6 protein-coding genes are annotated in these 3,988 nt (G+C 57.3%); 4 read left to right on the top strand and 2 right to left on the bottom strand.

All coding sequences use genetic code 11. The features are described 5' to 3' along the window. Both L9Z73_RS26755 and rpoS read left to right on the top strand, forming a co-directional pair. Positions 1–412: peptidoglycan DD-metalloendopeptidase family protein (locus L9Z73_RS26755; RefSeq protein ID WP_247407573.1), on the top strand; the 412-nt coding region annotated here is incomplete at its 5' end. Positions 413–517: 105 nt separating this feature from the next. Next, complete coding sequence (gene rpoS, locus L9Z73_RS26750; protein ID WP_247407571.1) at positions 518–1,522, top strand: RNA polymerase sigma factor RpoS; 1,005 nt, start codon at positions 518–520, stop codon at positions 1,520–1,522. 185 nt (positions 1,523–1,707) lie between these two features. Here rpoS and L9Z73_RS26745 read toward each other — a convergent pair whose 3' ends face one another. Beyond that, positions 1,708–1,917, bottom strand: a complete 210-nt coding sequence (locus L9Z73_RS26745) for a cold-shock protein (RefSeq protein WP_002554837.1) — start codon at positions 1,915–1,917, stop codon at positions 1,708–1,710. A gap of 400 nt (positions 1,918–2,317) precedes the next feature. On the opposite strand from L9Z73_RS26745, the gene dcd reads away from it, so the two are divergent. Both dcd and L9Z73_RS26735 read left to right on the top strand, forming a co-directional pair. Beyond that, on the top strand, positions 2,318–2,884 hold the full coding sequence (gene dcd, locus L9Z73_RS26740) for a dCTP deaminase (protein ID WP_058412395.1): 567 nt from the start codon (positions 2,318–2,320) through the stop codon (positions 2,882–2,884). A 107-nt stretch (positions 2,885–2,991) separates the two neighbouring features. Next, positions 2,992–3,198 carry a hypothetical protein gene (locus L9Z73_RS26735; protein WP_247407568.1) on the top strand — a complete coding sequence of 69 codons (207 nt, stop codon included), beginning with the start codon at positions 2,992–2,994 and terminating at the stop codon, positions 3,196–3,198. 247 nt (positions 3,199–3,445) lie between these two features. Here L9Z73_RS26735 and L9Z73_RS26730 read toward each other — a convergent pair. Then, the coding region (locus L9Z73_RS26730; protein ID WP_247407566.1) for an ATP-binding cassette domain-containing protein at positions 3,446–3,988 on the bottom strand (543 nt) is incomplete at its 5' end.

Below are 3,988 nucleotides of genomic sequence, written 5' to 3'. Positions count from 1 at the left end.
CAAGCCGGCAGCCGCGCCACTGCCGCCTGCGGGGCCTGCACCGAGCGGTTGGGGATGGCCTTCAAACGGTGTATTAATTGGAAAATTCTCCTCAAACGGTAGTTTGAATAAAGGCATTGATATCGCCGGGGATTTGGGACAGCCTGTTTTAGCTGCGTCTGATGGGACAGTGGTGTACGCCGGGAGTGGTTTGCGGGGCTACGGCGAGCTGGTCATCATCAAACACAGCGATACCTACGTCAGTGCTTACGGCCACAACCGTAGGCTGTTGGTTCGGGAGGGGCAGCAGGTCAAAGTCGGACAGACAATTGCCGAAATGGGGTCAACTGGTACAGACCGGGTGAAACTGCACTTTGAGATTCGCCGCCAAGGGAAGCCTGTAGATCCGCTGCAATTTCTACCCCGTCGTTGATGTGTTGCCAGCCTGTTCCCTCGCGTAGAAGGAACAGGCTCCAGCGTTGCCAAGGATAAAGGCGTCGCTTGAGCTTGAGGTCGAACTCACCAAAGGACTATAACAATGGCTCTCAGTAAAGAAGCGCCGGAGTTTGACATCGACGATGAGGTTCTCCTTATGGAGACCGGCATCGCTACGGAATCGATGTCGAATGAGGGATCAGCTGTACCTTCAGTTCGCACCAAATCCAAGAACTCCACTGCGTTAAAACAGCACAAGTACATTGACTACACGCGGGCGCTCGATGCGACCCAGCTGTACCTCAATGAAATCGGCTTTTCTCCTCTGCTGACTCCCGAAGAAGAAGTCCATTTTGCGCGCTTGTCGCAAAAGGGCGATCCGGCTGGGCGCAAGCGCATGATTGAAAGCAACCTGCGCCTGGTGGTGAAAATCGCCCGACGCTACGTCAATCGTGGGCTGTCCCTGTTGGACCTGATCGAGGAGGGCAACCTCGGCTTGATTCGGGCGGTGGAGAAGTTTGACCCTGAGCGGGGCTTCCGCTTCTCAACCTACGCCACCTGGTGGATTCGTCAGACCATCGAACGGGCGATCATGAATCAGACCCGCACGATCCGGTTGCCGATCCATGTGGTCAAGGAGCTCAACGTCTACCTGCGGGCTGCGCGTGAGCTGACCCAAAAACTCGATCATGAACCCTCGCCCGAAGAAATCGCCAACCTGCTGGAAAAGCCGGTAGGCGAGGTCAAGCGCATGCTCGGTCTTAACGAGCGCGTGTCCTCGGTCGACGTCTCGCTGGGCCCGGATTCGGATAAAACCCTGCTGGACACCCTGACGGATGATCGCCCGACGGATCCTTGTGAGCTGTTGCAGGACGATGATCTTTCCCAAAGCATTGACCAGTGGCTTTCGGAACTTACAGACAAACAGCGCGAGGTGGTGATTCGCCGCTTCGGCCTGCGCGGCCATGAGAGCAGTACCCTGGAGGATGTAGGCCAGGAGATCGGCCTGACCCGTGAGCGGGTGCGCCAGATCCAGGTAGAAGGGCTCAAGCGCTTGCGTGAGATCCTGGAGAAGAATGGCTTGTCGAGTGAGTCGTTGTTCCAATAAACGACGCAGTTTGAATGTGGGAGTGGGCTTGCCCCCGATGGCGGTGGTTCAGTCACTGGATGTATCGACTGACCCACCGCTATTGGGGGCAAGCCCCCTCCCACATTATTTATGTATGCCCAAATCCCAGGCATAAAAAAACCCCGCTTTTAAGGGCGGGGTTCTTTCGACTAAGTCAGTACAAGTTAGATAACTTGAACTTCTTCAGCTTGCATGCCTTTCTGACCGCGGGTAGCGATGAAAGAAACCTGTTGGCCTTCTTTCAGGCTTTTGAAGCCGTCGGATTGGATAGCTTTGAAGTGAACGAACAGGTCGTCACCGGATTGTGGAGTGATGAAGCCGAAGCCTTTTTCATCGTTGAACCACTTAACGGTACCAGTTTGGCGATTAGACATGGTGTATCTCCTTGGACAAAGTTAACTGCGACTCAGGAAAAGCCCTGGCCGAGACTGAGTGCAAAGAGCAGGAAAAATTCTTGGAGATGGTTGGATCGAAATTCAACATATCGTGTAGAGATTCTCAGTGACACAAGCAGCACAGTGGCGCCACCTTAACCCTTTTTCCGGAACGTGCCAATGGTATTTCCGAAGGTTTCTCTATTTTCGTGACTGGCGGTGGTATTTACGTTGATTGCGAACGCCGATTTGGGGCCCGGCCCCGCTGGCTGCGGCTTATACAAGGCGGGCATTGATCAAGACATTCATTAACAAAAGCCCCACGCCCTTTGAACCCCAACGCCCACCCCGGTAAGATGCCCAACAGAATTTTTCCACCTCGCTATTCAGGACACCCGCCATGAGCATCAAATCGGACAAGTGGATTCGCCGCATGGCGCAAGAGCACGGCATGATCGAACCGTTCGTTGAGCGCCAGATCCGTGGTGAAGGCGCTGATCGTGTGATTTCGTATGGTGTTTCCAGCTACGGCTACGACGTGCGTTGTGCCGATGAATTCAAGGTGTTCACCAACATCAACTCGGCCACCGTCGATCCGAAAAACTTCGACGAAAAGAGCTTCGTCGACGTCAAGAGCGACGTGTGCATCATCCCGCCCAACTCCTTCGCCCTGGCGCGCACCGTGGAATTTTTCCGCATTCCCCGCGACGTGCTGACCATCTGCCTGGGTAAAAGCACTTATGCGCGCTGTGGCATTATCGTCAACGTAACGCCGCTTGAGCCAGAGTGGGAAGGCCACGTCACCCTGGAATTCTCCAACACCACCACCCTGCCGGCGAAGATCTACGCCAACGAAGGCGTGGCGCAGATGCTGTTCCTGCAGTCCGATGAGGCCTGTGAAGTGTCCTACAAAGACCGTGGCGGCAAGTACCAGGGCCAGCGCGGCGTCACCTTGCCACGCGCCTGATTGAAACGTCCTACGCGCAAAGGGAATTAGTCTGGGGAAAGTGACTCTATTGGGTGTACTGCCTCGGTGCGTGCAAAACGCGCCGAGCCACGCTTGAGGAGTACCTTATGAAGATCGACCCGCGAATCAGCGCCGAACTCGCCCGGCTTGAACCCAACCAGATTGGTGTTCTGGCCTGGTCCCTGATGGCCGACCCTGCCTATGCGGGCGGTATCCCCGGTCAACCTGACCCCGATTTCCCGGACCCTACCGAACCTCGCGAGCCTGGCGAACCGACCCTTCCGGACGAGCCGCCGCCCGCGCCGATCGCCTGATGCCTGCAGGTAGGGAAGTGGTCAGTTCTCCAACCGACTGGTCATGCTTCTTGGTGTCCGATCTCAAAAGTTCGCCGTTGGTCGTCCTGTTCCACTGAATATCCCCAGCAAAGGCCCCAAACACCGGCAGCAGGCCGCTTGCGGGTTTTGCCGCGATCAAGCTCATGCGTCGGCTCGGCAGGCCCTCAGCGCGCTCAGGCGGGGCTGGGGAGCGAGCAGGGCGTTTGCGGTAACGCTCAGCAAAAATTTACTTCAAATTGCCACTCAGGAATTGTTGCAGGCGCTCACTCTTCGGGTTGCCCAGCACATCTTCTGGCGTGCCTTGCTCTTCCACCAAGCCCTTGTGCAGGAACAGCACCTGGCTCGACACCTTGCGCGCAAAGCTCATCTCGTGGGTCACCATGATCATGGTGCGGCCTTCCTCGGCCAGGCCCTGGATCACCTTCAGCACTTCGCCCACCAGCTCCGGGTCGAGGGCCGAGGTGGGTTCGTCGAACAGCATCACCTCCGGCTCCATCGCCAAGGCGCGGGCGATGGCCACGCGTTGCTGCTGGCCACCGGAGAGAAACGCCGGGTATTGATCGGCCACGCGGGCCGGCAGGCCGACTTTGTCCAGGTAACGACGGGCACGCTCCTCGGCGTCTTTCTTACTGCAGCCCAGCACCCGGCGCGGGGCCATGGTGATGTTTTCCAGCACGCTCATGTGGCTCCACAGGTTGAAGTGCTGGAACACCATCGCCAGGCGCGTGCGCAGGCGCTGCAGCTCGGCGTCGTCGGCCACGCGCATGCC

Source organism: Pseudomonas emilianonis, from assembly GCF_023072625.1.
Taxonomy (GTDB): domain Bacteria; phylum Pseudomonadota; class Gammaproteobacteria; order Pseudomonadales; family Pseudomonadaceae; genus Aquipseudomonas; species Aquipseudomonas paraveronii.
Note: the sequence above shows the minus strand (reverse complement) of the source record. Positions and strands in the feature narration are given on the sequence as shown.